Genomic DNA, 17,380 nt, shown 5'->3' with positions numbered 1-17,380 from the left:
TCCGCACCACGCAATGCAGAGGGAGGACATCCATGCGCCGCCGAGCCAGCCTCGTACTCCTGGCCCTCGCCGTCTTCTTCGCCGCGCTGTCGCCGCTGCTGCGCTGGTACGCCTTCCCGCGGCTGGCGAAGATCCCGCCGAACCAGTACCAGGAGACGGTGCTGGAGGCGAAGCCGGCGACCCTGCTCGACTACAGCACCCTCAAGGCCAGGAAGGTCGACAGGATCACCATCGTGCAGACCCTCAAGGGCGATGTGGAGGCCTCCGAGAAGATCGAACGCAGCGCCGGCCGTGACGTCGTCGTCTGGAACGCCCTCTCCTACGTCCAGGGCCCCGACGGCAAGATGGTCTCCAAGATCCCCGAGCGCTACATCTTCGACGCGCACAGCCAGGCGCCCGTCCACGCCACCGGCGAAATGGTCGACGGCGACGCGGTCCGCCGCGAGGGCATCGAGTTCAAGTGGCCCTTCCTCACCGAGAAACGCGACTACGAGTACTTCGACGCCCAGACCCGCACCAGCTCGCCCATCCACTACAAGGGCACCCGGACGTTCCGGGGCATGGAGGTCTACTACTTCGAGCAGACCGTCCCGTGGACCGAGGTGCCCATGCCGAAGACGATGCCCATCAAGGGCATCACCCCGGAACAGATCGCCAGGACCGGCGTGACCCGCTGGTACACGACCAAGCGGATGTTCTGGGTGGACCCGGTCACCGGGGCACCGGTCAACGGCGAGGAGGTGCACCGGGAGGAGCTGCGGAACGCGAAGGCGATGGGCATGCCCGAGGACACCGTCACCGTGTTCGCCGGAGACGTGAAGATGCGCGAGGACTACATCGTCTCGATCGTCGACCAGGTCAAATCCCAGCGCGTGCTGATCCTGCTGCTGACCTCGTACCTGCCCTGGGGCTTCCTCGTCCTGGGCGCCGCACTGCTGGCCCTCGCGCTGTGGCTGGAGGCCCGCTCGCGGCGGCCGGGTACGCCGAGGCCGCGGACCACGCCGGAGCCCGTCCCCGATCCGGAACCCACTCCGGCCTGAGGCACCTGCTCCGGCCCGAGGTGCCTGCTCCCGCCCGAGGTGCCTACTCCCGCCCGAGGTGCCTACTCCCGCTTGAGCCGGGCCTTCGTGAAGCGGGTCGCCTCCACCGTCGTCGGGTCCTCGGGCCACGGGTGCTTCGGATAGCGGCCGCGCAGCTCCGCGCGCACCGCCCGGTAGCCCTCCCGCCAGAACGACGCCAGATCCGCCGTCACCGCCGCCGGCCGGCCGGCCGGGGAGAGCAGATGGACCAGGACCGGCACCCCGGCCACCCGCGGGGTCTCCTGGAGGCCGAACAACTCCTGGAGCTTCACCGCGAGCACGGGCTGCGCGCCGCCGTACTCCACCCTGATCCGCGAACCGCTCGGCACCTCGATCCGCTCCGGAGCCAGCTCGTCCAGCCGCGCCGCGTCCCCGGTCGCCCACGGCAGCAATCGGCGCAGCGCCTGCCCGGCGTCGATCCCGGCCAGCGCGGAGCGGCGCCGGGCGCGCGACAGTTCGGGCTCCAGCCACTCCCCGGTACGGCTCAGCAGCGCCTCGTCCGACACATCCGGCCAGGGTGCCCCCAGCTCGCGGTGCAGGAAGGCCAGCCGCTCGCGCAACTGCCCGGCGTCCCGGGTCCAGCGCAGCAGACCGAGGCCCTCCCGCCGCAACCCCTCCACCAGGGCCTCGCGAACGAGGGCGGGGTCCGGTTGTTTCAGAGGGCGCTCCGACAGCTCGACGGCGCCGAGGCGTTCGACCCGGCGGGCCACCACGTCCCGGCCGTCCCAGCGGACCTCCTCGCCCGCGAACCGCAGATGCCCGGCGGCCAGGCGCGCCGTGTCCTCGTCGATCACCGCGGCGAGCCGGACCCGCGCGGACGCCGCCTGCGCCGGACGGTCCGCGACCGCGACCGCGAGCCACGCCGCGCTGCGCAGCCGTGAGCCGTCCCGGAGCTCGGCACCCGTGCCGGACGCCATCAGGAAAGCCCCCTCGCCCCGGGCCCGCGCCACCCGCTCGGGGAAGGCCAGCGCCGCGACCAGTCCGACTGCGGCATCGTCCGGACCGGAAGCGCCCCCACCCGTGCCGTCGGACGCGCCGGAGCCCTTGGACGCGGAGGACAGCCGCCGCACCTCCTGGCGCCAGCGGGCCGCGTAGCCGTCCTTGCCCAGCCGCGCGGTACGCAACGCCGCGGCCAGGTCGTCCCCGTACTCCCGGGGCGGTTCCTCGCTGAGCAGCGCCACGACCTCGGCGGCCCGGCGCCCGCCGACCGAGGCCGCCCCGTCCAGCAGCGCCCTCGCCAGCCGCGGATGCAGGCCCAGCCGGGACATCCGTACGCCCCGCTCGGTCACCCGCCCGTCCGCGCCCAGCGCTCCGACCGCCGTCAGCACCTCGCGGGCGGCGGCCATCGCTCCGGCCGGAGGGGCGTCGAGGAGCGCGAGTCCGGCCGCCTCCGGATCGCCCCAGCAGGCCGCCTGGAGTGCGAAGGCCGCCAGATCGGCCACCTTGATCTCGGGGGAGGGGAACCGGGCGAGCCGCCCGTCCTCGGCCTGCTCCCAGCAGCGGTAGACCGCCCCGGGCGCCTCACGCCCTGCCCGGCCCGCGCGCTGGCGGCCCGCCGCCTGCGAGGCCCGTACCGTCGTCAGCGCGCTCAGCCCGCGCGCGTGGTCGGTGCGCGGCTCCCTGGCCAGCCCCGAGTCGACGACGGTCCGCACTCCCGGCACGGTCAGCGACGATTCGGCCACCGAGGTCGCCAGCACGACCCGGCGCCCCTCGGGCGAACCGGCCAGCACCGCGTCCTGCACCGCCGCCGGCGCCCGCCCGTGCACCTGGAGCACCTCGGCCGGCACCCCGGACAGCTGCCCCGCCACCCGGCCGATCTCGCCCACCCCGGGCAGGAAGCACAGCACGTCGCCGTCCCGCTCGGCCAGCGCCCGCCGCACCACCGAGGCGACATGGGACAGCAGCGCAGGGTCCACCCGCATACCGTGCGGCGGCTTCACGGGCCGCGGCGGCGGCGCCCACACCACCTCCACCGGATACGAGACCCCCTGCGCCTCGACCACCGGCGCGTCGCCGAGCAGCCGTGCCCAGCCCTGCGCGTCCGTCGTCGCCGACGCGGCGACCAGCCGTAGATCGGGCCGGATCGCCGCGCGTACGTCGAGGAGGAAGGCGGCCACCGTGTCCGCGTCCAGATGGCGCTCATGACACTCGTCGATGATCACCACGTCGACGCCGGTCAGCTCCTGGTCGCGCTGGAGCCGCTGGAGCAGCACCCCGGTGGTGACCACCTCGACCACGGTGCCGGGACCCACCACCCGCTCGCCCCGCACGGTGAAACCGACGCGCTCCCCGGCCCGTTCGCCGAGCAGCCACGCCATCCGCCGGGCCGCCGCACGGGCCGCGATCCGGCGGGGTTCGGCGACCACGACCCGGCGCGGCGGCCCGTCGCCGGCCAGACCGGCCAGGATCAGCGGGACCAGGGTGGTCTTGCCGGTGCCGGGCGGTGCGCACAGCACCGCGACACCGCCGTCGTCGAGTGCCTGCCGCAGTGCGGGCACGGCGGTGCGGACGGGCAGGCGGTCCAGGGCGTCGGTGCGGATCACGCCCCCAGTCTCGTACGGACAGCCCCCGCCACCGGCACCGGCCGGTGACTCAGTCGCGTACGCAGACGAAGATCGCGGTCCCGGGGATCAGATTGCCGCGCAGCGGCGACCAGCCGCCCCACTCCTGGCTGTTCCAGGCGGGCCACTGGGGCTCCACCAGGTCGACCAGGCGGAATCCGCTCGACACCACGTCCCGGACCCGGTCACCGAGCGTGCGGTGATGCTCCACGTACACCGCTTCGCCCCGCTCGTTCTGCTCCACATAAGGGGTGCGGTCGAAGTAGGAGGCGGCGACGGACAGGCCCTCCGGCCCGGGCTCGTCCGGGAAGGCCCAGCGGATGGGGTGCGTGACGGAGAAGACCCAGCGGCCGCCGGGGCGCAGCACCCGGTGCACCTCGCGGAAGACCTGTGCCGGGTCGGCGACGAACGGCACCGCGCCGTAGGCGGAGCAGGCCAGGTCGAAGCTGTTGTCGCGGAAGGGCAGTACCCCGGCGTCGGCCTCGACCAGCGGTACGTCGCCGCCGATCCGTAGCGCGTGCTGGAGCTGGCGGTGGGAGAGGTCGAGCGCGACCGGACGGGCGCCCTGGGCGGCCAGCCAGCGGGAGCACTGCGCCGCGCCCGCCCCGATCTCCAGGACGTCCAGGCCGCTCAGGTCGTCCAGGGGGCCCAGGAGCCCGGCCTCCATCTCGTCGAGCCCCTCCGGGCCCCAGACGAAGCGGTCGTCGCCGAGGAAACCGCCGTGGTCGCTCTGGTACTCGTCGGCGTTGCGGTCCCACCAGCCGCGGTTGGCCCGGCTGCTCTCGGCCCCGCCCGCGCCGCGGCGTGTCGCCTCGGGTTCGGGTCCGGCGGGTTCGGCGGGTCGGGCGGGTCGGGCGGGTTCGGTCGGGTGGATCTCTTGGCTCATCGTGCCCGTCGCTGTAGTTTGCCTTCACCCCGCCGTACGCGGTACGTACCAAGGGGTTCTGTGGGTAGGGAACCCGTGTGTCCGGGACGCCGTCGGGGCCGATGTGGCCTCGGTGAACACGAGTTGTGCCGGGTATGGGGCGTTCCGCCCCTGGTGTGCGCCTTCGCGCATTGACCCTGCCCTGCTGCCCCCGTATGCTACAAGTTGCGCTGCGAGCCTGCGCGCCTCAGACCTAGCAGGCCGCGCTCGCATCTGTTGTATGTCCCCTCGGTTCACGAGGCGCCTCCCGCCCGCGGGATTTCGGCGCCTCTCAGGCTGTCCGGCTTCTGCAGAGGCGATACGGGCTCACGGCGTAGCAGTAACTTCGACTCACTGTCCGTACCGGAGCCCTTTCCCACATGACGAGCAGCACCGAGACCACCGCCACCACTCCGCAGGTTGCGGTCAACGACATCGGCGACGCGGACGCGTTCCTCGCGGCGATCGACGAGACGATCAAGTACTTCAACGACGGCGACATCGTTGACGGTGTCATCGTCAAGGTTGACCGCGACGAGGTCCTCCTCGACATCGGTTACAAGACCGAAGGTGTCATCCCGAGCCGCGAGCTCTCGATCAAGCACGACGTCGACCCGAACGAGGTCGTCAAGGTCGGCGACGAGATCGAGGCCCTGGTTCTCCAGAAGGAGGACAAGGAAGGCCGCCTGATCCTCTCGAAGAAGCGCGCTCAGTACGAGCGTGCCTGGGGCACCATCGAGAAGATCAAGGAAGAAGACGGCATCGTCACCGGTACCGTCATCGAGGTCGTCAAGGGTGGTCTCATCCTCGACATCGGCCTCCGGGGCTTCCTCCCGGCGTCGCTCGTCGAGATGCGCCGCGTCCGCGACCTCCAGCCGTACGTGGGCAAGGAGCTCGAGGCCAAGATCATCGAGCTGGACAAGAACCGCAACAACGTGGTCCTGTCCCGCCGTGCCTGGCTCGAGCAGACCCAGTCCGAGGTGCGCCAGACGTTCCTCACGACCCTCCAGAAGGGTCAGGTCCGCTCCGGCGTCGTCTCCTCGATCGTCAACTTCGGTGCCTTCGTGGACCTGGGTGGCGTCGACGGTCTCGTGCACGTCTCCGAGCTGTCCTGGAAGCACATCGACCACCCCTCCGAGGTTGTCGAGGTCGGCCAGGAGGTCACCGTCGAGGTTCTCGACGTGGACATGGACCGCGAGCGCGTCTCCCTGTCGCTCAAGGCGACGCAGGAAGACCCGTGGCAGCAGTTCGCCCGGACGCACCAGATCGGGCAGGTCGTTCCCGGTAAGGTCACCAAGCTCGTTCCCTTCGGCGCGTTCGTGCGCGTCGACGAGGGCATCGAGGGTCTGGTCCACATCTCCGAGCTGGCCGAGCGCCACGTGGAGATCCCGGAGCAGGTCGTCCAGGTCAACGACGAGATCTTCGTCAAGGTCATCGACATCGACCTCGAGCGCCGTCGCATCAGCCTCTCGCTGAAGCAGGCCAACGAGTCCTTCGGTGGCGACCCGGCCTCGGTCGAGTTCGACCCGACCCTGTACGGCATGGCCGCGTCGTACGACGACCAGGGCAACTACATCTACCCCGAGGGCTTCGACCCCGAGACCAACGACTGGCTCGAGGGCTTCGAGGCTCAGCGCGAGGTCTGGGAGACGCAGTACGCCGAGGCGCAGACGCGCTTCGAGCAGCACCAGGCCCAGGTCATCAAGTCCCGCGAGGCCGACGAGGCCGCTGCTGCCGAGGGCGCTGCCGCCCCGGCCGGCAGCGCTCCGGCTGCCTCGGGCGGCAGCGGTGGCAGCGGTGGCGGCTCGTACTCCTCGGAGTCCGCGGACAACTCCGGCGCCCTGGCGTCGGACGAGGCCCTGGCTGCCCTGCGCGAGAAGCTGGCGGGCGGCCAGAGCTGAAGCTCTGACTCTCCGGCCGGTCATCGGTTGCAGTAGCTGAAAGTGAGGCCCGCTCCCTTCGGGGGGCGGGCCTCACTCCTTTCCCCGGCGGGCTCTACGGGGTGACGTCGATGTTGGTCAGGCCCTTGCCGCCGGTCACCGTGTTGCTGCCGTGGACCGTGGTGGGGCAGCTCGTGCCGTAGTTGGTGACGTTGAACGCGAGCTGCTTGTCGCCCGTCGAGCCGGACAGGTCGGAGCTGTTGTCCCGGAAGACGGTCCCGCAGCCCCAGCCGCTCTGCTGGGTGTGCGTCTCGTAGCCGTTGTTGGTCGTACGGGAGCCGTGATTGCCCTCGACCAGTACGTCGTTGCCCTTCACGTCGACCCAGGAGTCGTCGTAGTTGGCCCCGGTCAGCCCGCTGCCGTCGAAGGTGTTGCCGACGATCCGGGCGCTCGTGGTGCCTTCCTTGATGTCGACGTTCTCGCCGCCGACGTCCGGGCCGATCGTGTTGTCCAGGATCTGGACCCGGTCGCTGTTGTCGGAGAGGTCGCCCGCCGTGCCGACGTAGACGCCCTCGCCCATGCCGCGGCCGTCGTGCCCGGTGTCGTAGATCCGCGAGTTCCTGACGACGCCGTCGCTGCTGGACATGCGGAAGTGGACACCCTCCATGTCGAGATCGTGCACGGTCACCGAGTCGATGACGACCCCGTCGGCGCTGTCGGCCACGATCCCCTTCTGCCCGCCGGAGACGGTGATGCCCTTCACGGTCCAGTACGCGGCGCCGTTGAGGTGGAGCCCGTAGCCGCCGCCGGCGGTGAGAACCGCCCCGGGGGAACCGGTCAGGGTGATGCGCGCGGAGGCGGTGCCGGCCACGGTCACCTTGAAGTTGCCGGTGTACGTGCCGTCCGCGAGGTGGATCGTGTCGCCCGGACCGGCCGCGGTGAGTGCCGACTTGAGCTGGGCCGCGGTGGCCACCTCGATGACGGCTGCGGCATCCGTGCTCGTGGTCGAGGCCGAGGCGAGGGCCGGAGCGCCGGTGGCGAGGGCGGTGGCCAGCAGGGCGGGGAGCAGTGTGCGGGTGCGCATGGGGGGTGCCTTCCCGTCAGGGGTTCAGGACGCTCGGAGTTCTTGTACATGAACATGGGGCGAGTTTCTGAACGTGCTGCCCAGTGACGGTAGGGACGGGGCGATGCCGTGTCAAGGTCTGGACCATTGCCGTGAGGGCTGCGGGCGGAGGGCGAACGCACCGAAACGCGCGGGGTGCGTGAGCAACTGACGGCACGTGACACGCCCTTGCCAGGATCCGGCCCCGCCATCGCCTGCACGCGTGGGTACTTGGGTAAACACCATGTGAAGGGGCACGGGAGGGAATGCTCGTGCCCCTCGGGGCGTTCTTCTTCAGGAACACAAGGAGGAGCGGTAACCGTGCCTGATCCGCAGAGTTTGTACGAATGGGACCCGAAGGGCCTGGCTGTCGTCGACATGGCGCTTGCCCAGGAGTCGGCCGGCCTGGTCATGCTCTACCACTTCGAGGGATACATCGACGCGGGTGAGACCGGTGAGCAGATCGTCGACGGTCTGCTCGAATCGCTGCCGCACCAGGTGGTGGCCCGCTTCGACCACGACCGCCTCGTCGACTACCGCGCACGGCGCCCGTTGCTCACGTTCAAGCGTGACCGCTGGTCGGCGTACGAGACCCCGACGCTCGACGTCCGGGTGGTCCAGGACGCGACCGGGGCACCGTTCCTGCTGCTGTCCGGACCGGAGCCCGACGTGGAGTGGGAGAGGTTCGCAGCCGCCGTCGAGCAGATCGTCGAACGGCTCGGCGTGCGTCTCGCGGTCAACTTCCACGGCATCCCGATGGGCGTCCCGCACACCCGCCCCGTCGGCGTCACCCCGCACGGCAACCGCACCGACCTCATGCCGGGCCACCGCAGCCTCTTCGACGAGGCGCAGGTGCCCGGCTCCGCCGAGGCGCTCGTCGAGTACCGGCTGATGGAGGCCGGGCACGATGTGCTCGGTGTCGCCGCCCACGTACCGCACTACGTCGCCCGCTCCGCGTACCCCGACGCCGCGCTCACCGCACTGGAGTCGATCACGGCCGCGACCGGGCTGGTCCTGCCCGCCATCGCCCACGCACTGCGTACCGAGGCGCACCGCACACAGACGGAGATCGACCGCCAGATCGGACAGGGCGACGAGGAGCTCGTCACGCTCGTCGAGGGCCTTGAGCACCAGTACGACGCGGTGGCGGGCTCCGAGACCCGGGGCAATCTGGTCGCCGAGCCGGTCGACCTGCCGTCCGCCGACGAGATCGGCCTCGAATTCGAGCGCTTCCTCGCCGAACGGGAAGGCGACAGCTGACGCCCGGCACTCTCCGGCCGAACGGGACGGTGACGGCCGACCGCTGTCACCCGGGCCGGAGCCCCGCGCCCCCGTCCGTTCCGGCACGGGGACGCAGGGGTCCGGTCCGCCCTCCGACGTCCGGGCACTAGGCTGCCGCCCATGCTGAAAGTGGGCCTGACCGGTGGTATCGGCGCCGGCAAGAGCGAAGTGTCACGGCTGCTCGTCGGCCACGGAGCCGTCCTCGTCGACGCCGACCGGATCGCCCGCGAGGTCGTCGAGCCCGGCACCCCCGGGCTCGCCGCCGTCGTCGAGGCGTTCGGCACCGAGGTCCTGAGCCCGGACGGCACCCTGGACCGGCCGAAGCTCGGGTCCATCGTCTTCGCCGACGCCGAACGGCTCGCCACGCTCAACGCGATCGTCCACCCGCTGGTGGGCGCCCGCTCCGCCGAACTGGAACGGGCCGCCGGCCCCGGATCCGTGGTCGTCCACGACGTCCCCCTCCTCACCGAGAACGGCCTTGCCCCCCTCTACGACCTGGTCGTCGTCGTCGACGCCGCGCCCGAGACCCAGCTCGACCGCCTCGTCCGGCTGCGCGGCATGACGGAGGCGGACGCCCGTGCCCGGATGGCCGCGCAGGCCACCCGCGAACAGCGCCTCGCCGTCGCGGACCTGGTCATCGACAACGACGGGCCGGTCGAAGCCCTTGAGCCGCAGGTCCTTGAGGTCTGGTCGGAACTGGTGCGGCGCGCCGCTGCGAGCTGACCCGGGCCGGAATACCGGGCGCCGGGGCGACGTTCACACCGAGGTGGCCGAGGGAAGGATGCGACTGTGCCCGAGAGGAACCCGGAAACCCACGTCATAGACTTCCGTGCGGCCGAGCAGTTGCTGGCCGCGCGTGATCCCCGGGGTGCCGTCAAACTGCTCGACTCGGTGATCGCCTCCCACCCGGAGAACACCGCCGCGCGGCTGCTGCGCGCCCGTGCCTTCTTCGCGGCCGCCCAACTGCGCCCCGCCGAGCTCGAATTCGAGCTCGTCCTGGAACGGGAACCGGACAACGCGTTCGCGCACTTCGCACTGGCCCGCACCTTCGAGCGGGCCGGCCATCCCGAGCGCGCCACCCGCCACTTCCGGCTGGCGGCCGCGCTCGACCCCAATCCGGAGTACCTCAGGGCCGCCCGCTTCGATTGATCATGGTGCGGCGCCCACGGGACAGCCCTACGACCTCATCCCCGGCCGGTCCGGTCGTCGGGACGCGGTGGGTCCTCGGGCGGCATCGAGGGCTGGTCCAGATCGGCCAGGAGGCCGTCGAGGGCCTTGTGGAGGGCCTCGGAGTTGGCAGGGCCGAACCACGTCGTGCGGATGCGTTCGTTGTTTCCGCCCGGGGTCTCGTGGTCGGCGGCGAGCCGGTGCAGGGAGCGGGTCCCGTCGCCGAGGGCACGGCCGACGCCCTGGAAGAGTCCGCGGACATAGCGGTCGGCGTCGTCCTCGGCGACGCCCTGGCCGGCCGCCCAGGATGTCAGCGCGGCGAGGTACGAGTAATGGGTGGTCAGCGTCCCCGTCAGTGCGGAGAAGACGTCGAAGGCCGCCTCGTCCGCGACCGGCAGCACCCCGCCCAGATACTCGAAGAGGGAGTCCACCTCCGGGTGCGAAGGGCACGTCACCGTGACGGAGCCGCGTTCGCGAACGGCGGGCAGGGGGATGGCACGCACCATCGGCGCCCCGGTGGCGAGCAGCCGGCGCAGTTCGTCGCCGCCGACGCCGGCCATCACGTTGACCACCAGTCTGTCGTTGTCCACCCGCAGGCCGGCAAGTGCCTCCCGCAGGGCCCGGCGGCGTACGGCGATGACCAACAGCTCGGATCGGTCAACCACCTCCTGGTTGTCGGCACAGACCCGTACGGTCCGGTAGCGCGCGGACAGCTCCGCCGCCGTGTCGGCCCCCCGGGGTGAGAGGAACACCTCCGGCGCCCCTTCGCCCCCGCCGCACAGGCCCGTCACGACGGCCCGGCCGATCTCGCCCACTCCGATGATGCCGATGCGTCTCACTGCCGCGTCCTCCATCGTGTGCGGTCCACCGCGCCGCCCTCCTCAGTCCCGTCCCGGAAGCCGCGGTCGCCTCCACAGGAACACGACCGCCAGGAGCGCGGCCAGGCATGGCGCCAGCCCGGCCCACCCCAGTGCCGGCGGCAGGCCGGTCTCTCCTGAGGTGTCCCTGGTGAGCAGCCCGGTCAGCCCGATGCCGACGGCGAGCACGGACATCACGGTCACGGCGGGGCGGGCCCACCGCTTGCCCGCCTTGACTGCCCGGAGTGCCCAGAGCCAGGCGACGACGCCGAGCGCCCCGGTGACGGACAGGAGGACCAGATAGGTGCTGACCGCCGAGTCGACCCGCTCCTGGGTGTACGAGGGGTAGCCGGCCCGGATGTGGTCGGCCAGCAGATGGGTGGTGGCGCGGTCGGCGTAGGGGAGGACCGTCGCGGCGACGGTGAGCCCAAGTCCCGTGAGCATCGCGCCGATTGCCCGTCGTTCGTGGTGTGTCTTCGTCATCGGGGTTCTTTCTCCGTTCCGGTCATGCGGCGAGGGAGTCCCGGAGGAACCCGAGGATCTCCGCCCGCGCGGCCTCGGCCTGCGGTTCCACGCCCGGCAGGGTGAGGAAGGCGTGCCGTGCTCCGGGGTATTCGGTGAGCTGTGTCGCCGTACCGGCCGCCCGCAGCCGTTCGGCGTAGCGGCGGCCGTGATCGGCCAACGCGTCCCGGGTCGGCACCACCACGAGAGCGGGGGCCAGCCCGCCCAGGTGGTCGGCGTACAGCGGCGAGAGCGCACGGGCGTCGGTCCCCGGCGGGACGGAGAGCCCCTGCATGAAGCGCAGCAGCGGCTCGGCGGGGGTCGGGCTGTATCCGTACTCGGCGATCGAGGCGTAGTCGAACATCGTCCCGGTCACATCGGCCGCGGGGTTGACCAGTACCTGCGCCCTGAGCCGCAGACCGGCCTCCCTGGCCCGGATCGCCGAAAGGGCACTGATCAGCGCGCCGCAGCTCTCTCCGAAGACGGCCGTGCGCGCCGGGTCGATGCCCCACTGCCCGGCGTGCCGCACCACGTGCCGGAGCACGTCCCAGCCGTCGTCGGCGGCCGCCGACAGCGAAGTCCCCGGGGCGAGGAGGCGGTGTTCGACCGAGACGACGAGCGCGGGCAGTCGGGCGGCGAGATGGCTGTTGGTCCAGTCGCACTGTGCCGCCGTGCCCACGAAACCGCCTCCGTGCACATGCAGTACGAGCGGCAGCCCGGCCCGGTCTTCGTCCTCGGCGTCGTGCGCGGGGGCCGGCCGGTAGACCCGGACCGGGAGTTCGCGGCCGGGCAGCGCCACGTCCTGCCAGCCGGTGGTGGCGCCGGGGTCCGGATGTCCGAGGAGCGTGCGCGCCGCACCGGATGCCCGGAAGCGGTTCTCCGCCTCGCGGTAGGTGACCAGTCCCTCGGCCGTCAGCGCCGCCCAGTCCGGCTCCGCCGGCCGCTCGGTGGCAGTGACCTCGCTCATGTCTCCTCCTCGGCCGGGCCCGTGGACCGGCAATGTGAAATCTACGGCGTAGGTTTGCGTTCCGCACGATAGTTTCTACGGTGTAGATTTCGCAAGGCGCGGATTCTGTGCGGGGCGGATTTCGCAGGGCAGGCAGATACGGGGAGAGGAGTGGACGTGGCCAGACGCACCCGGGGCACCTCGGCGGGGCTCGACCGTGCGCGCATCGCAGCCGCCGCCGTCGCGCTGGTCGACCGCGACGGACTGGAGAGCTTCGGGGTCCGGCGGCTCGCGACGGAACTCGAGGTCGACCCGATGTCCATCTACCACCACATCAAGGGCAAGGCGGCGCTGCTGGACGCGATGTCCGAGGCCGTGCTCGCCGAGGTGGCGCCCCCCACGGACGACGACACGCACGGCTGGGAGGGGATCGCCCGCCGGACGGCGCACGGCTACCGGGAGATGGCCTACCGGCACCCCCGGGTGTTCCCGCTCCTGGTGACGCGCGCGCAGACCTCGCCGGTGGCCGTCTCGGCCCTGGAGGAACTCACCGCCGCGATGCGGGCGGACGGTCTGCCCGACCAGACGGTCGCGGACGCGCCCATGGTGCTGTTCGGCTTCCTCAACGGACACCTGCTTGCGCGCCTCACCGAGGATCCCAGCGCCGTGCCCGCCTTCGACGCCACGGCGTACCCGGCGATGGCCGCCCTCACCCCCCTCATGACCGGGTTCGGATCCCTGACGGAGTTCGACCGGATGCTCGACACCGTGCTCGGCGGGATCAAGGAGCGGGCGGCCCGCTCCGGAGGCTGATCGCCGTGGTCACACCGAGGGGCCACGGCCGGGGATCACCGGGGGGTCCGACCCCTGTCGCCGCCCCGGGACCGGGATCCGGTGGGCGCCCGGTCCGGCTGGTAGCGCGAGCCCTGGCGGAAGCGGTGGACGATCATGGCGAGGTCAGCCAGGACGAGGACGAGCAGCACCCCGCAGGCAGTGGCCCAACCCGGCCGGCCGGCCAGGATGAAGGCGGTCAGGCCGAAGACGGCCCAGGCCAGGCCCCATAGACTCAGCCAGAGCCGCATCCGCAGAGGACTGCGTGCGGTCGTCGGTTCGCTTCCGGTACGCATGGCATCGCCTCCCCTACCCAGCATGGACCCGCGACCGCGGGAACGCGGCGGAGCGACGAGAGAGGGGCACCGGTCGTGAACGGCACAGCATGGGGGAACGGCTCCGTCCGCAGGGCCCGGGTACGCGGATGTCTGCTGGGTGGGGCGATCGGCGACGCGCTGGGCAATCCGGTGGAGTTCCTGTCGCTCGCGGGCATCCGGCGGGCGCACGGGGAGCAGGGCGTACGCGGGCTCACAGCCGATGAGGAAGGGGTCATCGGGCGGGTCACGGACGACACCCAGATGACGCTCTTCACGGCCGAAGGCCTGATCAGGGCGCACTCCCGGGCCATGTCCAAGGGGATCGGCGGTGCCGAGATCGCGATCGTCAAGAACGCCTACCTGCGCTGGCTGGACACCCAGAACCATCCCGCACCGCCGCCCCGCGACGAGGAGGACCTCGTCCGCACCGGCCGGCTCAGGCAGCAGCGCTGGCTGTACGCGCGACGGGCCCCCGGCAACGCCTGCCTGACCGGGCTCACGGCCGGGCACGTCCCCGACCCGTGGGCCCCGCTCGGCGTACCCGGACCGGTCAACACCGCTTCCAAGGGCTGCGGCACCGTGATGCGCTCCGCCCCCTTCGGACTGACCGGGCAGGACGCGGCCGCCGGCTTCGGACTGGCCGCCCGCTGTGCGCAGATCACCCACGGCCACCTCACCGGCGCCTACGCGGCGGGCGCGCTGGCCGCGATCGTCGCCCATCTCCTGGAGGGCGACTCCCTGCCCGGGTCCGTATTGCGGGCCATGGAACTGCTGGCCCGCCACCCCGGGCACGAGGAGACGACCGCCGCCCTGCGCCGAGCCGTCGAACTGGCCGCGCAGGGCGCGCCGAGCGCAGAGAGGGTGGAGTCGCTCGGCGCGGGCTGGGTCGCCGAGGAGGCCCTGGCCATCGCCGTGTACTGCGCCCTGGTCCTGCCGCGTGCCGAACAGGTGGGGGAGTCGCTGCTGCTCTCGGTCAACCACTCGGGCGACAGCGATTCCACCGGCGCGGTCTGTGGCAACCTCCTCGGCGCCCACCACGGCGAGGTGCACCTGCCGCCGTCCTGGCTGGTGTTGACGGAGGGCCGGGCGGTGATCGCCGAGGTGGCCGACGACCTGTCCCTGGAGTTCGAGCACGCTCCCGACTGGCCGGGCGAGCGCTACCCGGCGTACTGAAAGTGCGGGCCGCGGACCCAGTCGGTGGGCGGCTCGGCACGCGGCGCGGCCATGGTCGCGGCGTCGAGCCTCAGCCCCGTCGATCTTGCCGTCCGCACTGGAGGGGCGCCCGCACCGGACGGCCGCCCGGACCGTACCGGCCGGCCGACGTCTGCCGGAGTACTGGCTGACCGGCCGCTCCCCGGCTCACCCCGCTCACCCCGCCGACCTCCAATACCTCGGCGCCGCGCTGGTCGCACGCCGGTCCGTGTGAGCGCGGGGCGCGAGCCGGAGAGGAACGCCGGACACGGACCGTTCGTTCGGGGAAGTATGAGCGGACGACTGGTACGTGAGGGCTATTCAGGGACGGGACCCGGCGAGATCACGCCCGACGGCTGCGCGGTGGAGCTGTACACCCGGCTGTCCGTCGGTGACGAACCGGACGTGATCGCCGCGGCGGTCCCCGCCGGATCGAGCATTCTGGAACTGGGCTGCGGCGCGGGCCGGGTGACCCACCCCCTGGTCCGGCGCGGCTTCGAGGTCACGGCGGTGGACGAGTCGGCCCAGATGCTGGAGCAGGTGCACGGCGCGCGTACGGTGCGGAGCCCCATCGAGTCCCTCGACCTGGGTGACGAGACGTTCGACGTGGTGATGCTGGCGTCGTTCCTGGTGCACTCGGGCGACCACCGGGTGCGGGAGGGACTGCTGCGGACCTGCCGGAGGTACGTACGCGACGGCGGGGTGGTGCTCATCCAGCGCGAGGGGGAGGGCTACCACTCCGGACTGCCGCGCGAGCGGGCCGACCCGTCCGGGTACACGGTCCGCATCGTCTCATCGGAGCCGGTCGGCGACGGAGTGCACTCGGTGCACGCCCAGTACGACTTCGACGATGCGCGCTGGACGCAGACGTTCCTGGCGCGGCCGCTGTCGAAGGAGCAGTTCGAGGGGTATCTGGCCGCGGCAGGTCTTCGGGTTGACCGCTATCTCACCGACGACGGCGTCTGGGTGCGGACCGTACCCGGATAGCGGCTCGGTCCCGCCACCCGGTGCGGGACCGCCGGGGCTGCGCGCCCCGGATCAGTGGACCGCGTGCTGAAGCTGCCGGATCAGTGCACCGTGCTGAAACTGCGCCAGGGCAGGGAGTCGGGCGCCTTCTGGTCGGTGAGCGTGGTGGCCAGGTAGGTCGTACCGGGCCCGGTGCAGTCCCTGGTCCGGTACAGGATGATGTCGATCAGGGTGCCGTTCTCCACTTCCTTGGCACCCGCGGGGGCGAGCTGGTGGCAGCCCCGCACCGAGGGGCTGTTCACCATGATCACGGCCTCCCGCTCGGTCGTGTAGGTGACCGGACCGACGGCGGTCCGCCCGAGGCTCGAACAGCCCGCGACGGTGAGGGTCAGGAGCGCGGTACCGGCGGCGATGCCGAGACGGCGGCGTCGGTTGTCGATCACGGGCATGGGCTGTCCTCGTCTGTCTCGTCCGGCACATCCGTACGCACTCCGTCACGCGCCCCGTACGCCACGGGTACGTGCTGACGCTGGTCACCCTGCCCGCTGCCCGACGGCCCGGCATCCGGGAGACGGCCGGGCGGGCGACGGTCGGCCGGACAGAGGCTCGACCGGTGTCGAAACCGGGCATATCGTGGTAATAGAGCCCGATGGGCATGCAGTGCATGAGCGGGTGTCCGAGCGGCGAGTGCTCGGTGTTTCCGGCTGGCAGGGGGCCGTCATGGTCCAGGATCTCTTGGTCGCATTGGTAGTGGTGGCCCTGGCGGGCGTCGCCTACACGGTGGCCGCCGCCCGGGTCGTCAAGCAGTACGAGCGGGGTGTGGTGCTCAGGTTCGGCCGGCTCCGCAACGACATCCGGGGGCCGGGCTTCACCATGGTGCTCCCGGGTGCGGAGCGGCTTCGCAAGGTCAACATGCAGATCGTGACGATGCCCGTCCCGGCCCAGGACGGGATCACCCGGGACAACGTCACGGTGCGGGTGGACGCGGTCATCTACTTCAAGGTGGTCGACGCCGCGAGCGCGGTCGTCGAGGTGGAGGACTACCGGTTCGCCGTCTCGCAGATGGCGCAGACGTCGTTGCGTTCGATCATCGGCAAGAGCGATCTCGATGATCTGCTCTCCAACCGGGAGAAGCTGAACCAGGGCCTGGAGCTCATGATCGACAGCCCAGCGGTCGGCTGGGGCGTGCAGATCGACCGGGTGGAGATCAAGGACGTCTCGCTGCCGGAGACGATGAAGCGCTCCATGGCTCGTCAGGCCGAGGCGGACCGTGAGCGGCGCGCCAGGGTCATCAACGCGGACGCGGAGCTGCAGGCGTCGAAGAAGCTCTCCCAGGCCGCCGCCGAGATGTCCTCCCAGCCCGCGGCGCTCCAGCTGCGGCTGCTCCAGACCGTGGTGGCGGTGGCCGCGGAGAAGAACTCGACCCTGGTGCTGCCGTTCCCGGTGGAGCTGCTCCGCTTCCTGGAGCGTGCGCAGCCGACGCCGCAGCCGCAGCCGCAGCCCGGGGAGACCGGGGAGCGCGGGGAGACCGGGGCGCAGGCGCCGAAGGTCGCGAGGGCTCCGGACGCGGCGCCTCCGGACGCGGCGCCTCCGCAGGAGCCCGAGCCTTCCTCCGGGCTCAACGGTTCGAAGCCGTTCGTCAGTCACTGACAGAGCCCTACCGCAGGCCGTCCGCCGCCCCCTCGTCCCAGCCGGGGGGGGGGGGGGGGGCCGCCGGCCCCCCCCCCCCCCCCCGGGTCCGTCAGCGGCCGGCCTGCTGCGCCGCCCAGGTGTCCGGCCCCACGCCGCCGTCGGCCG

Annotated in this window: 16 protein-coding genes and 1 pseudogene; 9 read left to right on the top strand and 8 right to left on the bottom strand. The window is 71.8% G+C overall.

The window, feature by feature from the left end:
• Positions 1 to 32: 32 nt before the first annotated feature.
• Positions 33 to 1,040: a DUF3068 domain-containing protein gene (locus ACFVJX_RS26655; protein ID WP_384135268.1), complete on the top strand. Its 1,008-nt coding sequence runs from the start codon at positions 33 to 35 to the stop codon at positions 1,038 to 1,040.
• A gap of 62 nt (positions 1,041 to 1,102) precedes the next feature.
• Here the strand turns inward: ACFVJX_RS26655 and hrpB are convergent, their stop codons facing one another.
• Together hrpB and ACFVJX_RS26645 are read right to left on the bottom strand one after the other, a co-directional pair.
• The gene (gene hrpB / locus ACFVJX_RS26650) at positions 1,103 to 3,622 is read right to left on the bottom strand and encodes an ATP-dependent helicase HrpB (RefSeq protein WP_384135264.1); all 2,520 of its coding nucleotides are present in this window, start codon (positions 3,620 to 3,622) and stop codon (positions 1,103 to 1,105) included.
• 49 nt (positions 3,623 to 3,671) lie between these two features.
• On the bottom strand, positions 3,672 to 4,526 hold the full coding sequence (locus ACFVJX_RS26645) for a class I SAM-dependent methyltransferase (protein ID WP_384135261.1): 855 nt from the start codon (positions 4,524 to 4,526) through the stop codon (positions 3,672 to 3,674).
• A 398-nt stretch (positions 4,527 to 4,924) separates the two neighbouring features.
• Here ACFVJX_RS26645 and rpsA point away from each other — a divergent pair, with 398 nt between their 5' ends.
• Positions 4,925 to 6,445 (top strand): 30S ribosomal protein S1, encoded by a 1,521-nt coding sequence (gene rpsA, locus ACFVJX_RS26640; RefSeq protein WP_384135258.1) that lies wholly within the window; start codon positions 4,925 to 4,927, stop codon positions 6,443 to 6,445.
• 94 nt (positions 6,446 to 6,539) lie between these two features.
• On the opposite strand, the gene ACFVJX_RS26635 is transcribed toward rpsA, so the two are convergent.
• A complete protein-coding gene (locus tag ACFVJX_RS26635) occupies positions 6,540 to 7,508 on the bottom strand; it encodes a right-handed parallel beta-helix repeat-containing protein (protein WP_384135255.1) in 969 nt (322 codons plus the stop codon).
• A 339-nt stretch (positions 7,509 to 7,847) separates the two neighbouring features.
• Here ACFVJX_RS26635 and ACFVJX_RS26630 point away from each other — a divergent pair, with 339 nt between their 5' ends.
• The 3 genes from ACFVJX_RS26630 (at position 7,848) to ACFVJX_RS26620 (ending at position 9,956) form a co-directional block, all read left to right on the top strand.
• Positions 7,848 to 8,786, top strand: a complete 939-nt coding sequence (locus tag ACFVJX_RS26630) for a PAC2 family protein (RefSeq protein WP_384135252.1) — start codon at positions 7,848 to 7,850, stop codon at positions 8,784 to 8,786.
• Positions 8,787 to 8,927: 141 nt separating this feature from the next.
• A complete protein-coding gene (gene coaE / locus ACFVJX_RS26625; RefSeq protein ID WP_384135249.1) occupies positions 8,928 to 9,530 on the top strand; it encodes a dephospho-CoA kinase in 603 nt (200 codons plus the stop codon).
• A 66-nt stretch (positions 9,531 to 9,596) separates the two neighbouring features.
• The gene (locus tag ACFVJX_RS26620) at positions 9,597 to 9,956 is read left to right on the top strand and encodes a tetratricopeptide repeat protein (protein WP_384135246.1); all 360 of its coding nucleotides are present in this window, start codon (positions 9,597 to 9,599) and stop codon (positions 9,954 to 9,956) included.
• A 35-nt stretch (positions 9,957 to 9,991) separates the two neighbouring features.
• On the opposite strand, the gene ACFVJX_RS26615 is transcribed toward ACFVJX_RS26620, so the two are convergent.
• From ACFVJX_RS26615 to ACFVJX_RS26605, 3 genes are read right to left on the bottom strand one after another with little or no spacing between them, the layout of a single operon-like run.
• Positions 9,992 to 10,813, bottom strand: coding sequence for an NAD(P)-binding domain-containing protein (locus tag ACFVJX_RS26615; RefSeq protein WP_384135243.1), 822 nt, complete (start codon positions 10,811 to 10,813; stop codon positions 9,992 to 9,994).
• A gap of 42 nt (positions 10,814 to 10,855) precedes the next feature.
• Entirely contained in the window at positions 10,856 to 11,314 is a 459-nt protein-coding gene (locus tag ACFVJX_RS26610; protein ID WP_384135240.1) for a hypothetical protein, read from the bottom strand.
• Positions 11,315 to 11,336: 22 nt separating this feature from the next.
• Positions 11,337 to 12,299, bottom strand: coding sequence for an alpha/beta hydrolase (locus ACFVJX_RS26605; protein ID WP_384135238.1), 963 nt, complete (start codon positions 12,297 to 12,299; stop codon positions 11,337 to 11,339).
• A gap of 156 nt (positions 12,300 to 12,455) precedes the next feature.
• On the opposite strand from ACFVJX_RS26605, the gene ACFVJX_RS26600 reads away from it, so the two are divergent.
• Complete coding sequence (locus ACFVJX_RS26600; protein ID WP_384135235.1) at positions 12,456 to 13,091, top strand: TetR/AcrR family transcriptional regulator; 636 nt, start codon at positions 12,456 to 12,458, stop codon at positions 13,089 to 13,091.
• Here ACFVJX_RS26600 and ACFVJX_RS26595 read toward each other — a convergent pair.
• Positions 13,060 to 13,405, bottom strand: a pseudogene (locus ACFVJX_RS26595) (DUF6343 family protein). The gene ACFVJX_RS26600 and the pseudogene ACFVJX_RS26595 sit on opposite strands and share 32 nt — an antisense overlap.
• Before the next feature lie 75 nt (positions 13,406 to 13,480).
• Here ACFVJX_RS26595 and ACFVJX_RS26590 point away from each other — a divergent pair.
• Together ACFVJX_RS26590 and ACFVJX_RS26585 are read left to right on the top strand one after the other, a co-directional pair.
• On the top strand, positions 13,481 to 14,599 hold the full coding sequence (locus ACFVJX_RS26590) for an ADP-ribosylglycohydrolase family protein (protein WP_384135232.1): 1,119 nt from the start codon (positions 13,481 to 13,483) through the stop codon (positions 14,597 to 14,599).
• Positions 14,600 to 14,908: 309 nt separating this feature from the next.
• Positions 14,909 to 15,604, top strand: coding sequence for a class I SAM-dependent methyltransferase (locus ACFVJX_RS26585; RefSeq protein WP_384135229.1), 696 nt, complete (start codon positions 14,909 to 14,911; stop codon positions 15,602 to 15,604).
• Positions 15,605 to 15,684: 80 nt separating this feature from the next.
• Here the strand turns inward: ACFVJX_RS26585 and ACFVJX_RS26580 are convergent, their stop codons facing one another.
• Entirely contained in the window at positions 15,685 to 16,032 is a 348-nt protein-coding gene (locus tag ACFVJX_RS26580) for a hypothetical protein (RefSeq protein WP_384135226.1), read from the bottom strand.
• 271 nt (positions 16,033 to 16,303) lie between these two features.
• Here ACFVJX_RS26580 and ACFVJX_RS26575 point away from each other — a divergent pair, with 271 nt between their 5' ends.
• Entirely contained in the window at positions 16,304 to 17,233 is a 930-nt protein-coding gene (locus ACFVJX_RS26575; protein ID WP_384135223.1) for a slipin family protein, read from the top strand.
• Positions 17,234 to 17,380: the final 147 nt, after the last annotated feature.

This window comes from Streptomyces sp. NPDC127177, assembly GCF_042672475.1.
Lineage (GTDB): Bacteria > Actinomycetota > Actinomycetes > Streptomycetales > Streptomycetaceae > Streptomyces.
The sequence above is the reverse complement of the archived record's forward strand: the minus strand, read 5'-3'. Positions and strand labels throughout refer to the sequence as shown.

Coding starts and splice junctions, on each gene's coding strand:
- ACFVJX_RS26580 (WP_384135226.1), bottom strand. CDS start 16,032: ATGCCCGTGATCGACAACCGACGCCGCCGTCTCGGCATCGCCGCCGGT.
- coaE (WP_384135249.1), top strand. CDS start 8,928: ATGCTGAAAGTGGGCCTGACCGGTGGTATCGGCGCCGGCAAGAGCGAA.
- ACFVJX_RS26635 (WP_384135255.1), bottom strand. CDS start 7,508: ATGCGCACCCGCACACTGCTCCCCGCCCTGCTGGCCACCGCCCTCGCC.
- ACFVJX_RS26575 (WP_384135223.1), top strand. CDS start 16,304: ATGGTCCAGGATCTCTTGGTCGCATTGGTAGTGGTGGCCCTGGCGGGC.
- ACFVJX_RS26585 (WP_384135229.1), top strand. CDS start 14,909: ATGAGCGGACGACTGGTACGTGAGGGCTATTCAGGGACGGGACCCGGC.
- ACFVJX_RS26645 (WP_384135261.1), bottom strand. CDS start 4,526: ATGAGCCAAGAGATCCACCCGACCGAACCCGCCCGACCCGCCCGACCC.
- ACFVJX_RS26655 (WP_384135268.1), top strand. CDS start 33: ATGCGCCGCCGAGCCAGCCTCGTACTCCTGGCCCTCGCCGTCTTCTTC.
- ACFVJX_RS26605 (WP_384135238.1), bottom strand. CDS start 12,299: ATGAGCGAGGTCACTGCCACCGAGCGGCCGGCGGAGCCGGACTGGGCG.
- ACFVJX_RS26610 (WP_384135240.1), bottom strand. CDS start 11,314: ATGACGAAGACACACCACGAACGACGGGCAATCGGCGCGATGCTCACG.
- rpsA (WP_384135258.1), top strand. CDS start 4,925: ATGACGAGCAGCACCGAGACCACCGCCACCACTCCGCAGGTTGCGGTC.